The following is a 246-nucleotide window of genomic DNA, read 5'->3' as shown; positions in this document are numbered from 1 at the left end:
CTGTTCTGGATTGCGGCCAGGACGAGCGCGAGCGTTCCAATGATCACGAGGTAGTACGCAACGCCGATGATGTCGGTCGCGCGACCAAACAGTAGATTCACTTCCGCCGAATCCAGCGCGTCCCCGAGCTTGCCCAACGTAAAGCCGAAACTGATCATCGCAAGAGAGGTTCGGACCCAGGCCATCAACGTGCGTTCCGCGGCCATGAGGTTCCGCTCGAGCGCCAGGTCCGTGCGGGTGTGTGCC

The 246-nt window shown here is 61.4% G+C and carries 1 protein-coding gene; it reads right to left on the bottom strand.

Annotation, left to right across the window (positions count from 1 at the left end):
• A partial coding sequence (locus tag ACLJNW_RS27610) for a DUF202 domain-containing protein (protein ID WP_410961755.1) occupies nt 1-206 on the bottom strand: 206 nt, incomplete at its 3' end.
• Nucleotides 207-246 lie beyond the last annotated feature (40 nt).

The organism is Salmonella sp. SAL4457 (assembly GCF_046548235.1).
Lineage (GTDB): Bacteria > Pseudomonadota > Gammaproteobacteria > Enterobacterales > Enterobacteriaceae > Salmonella > Salmonella enterica.
This window is presented reverse-complemented; position numbering and strand designations above follow the sequence as displayed.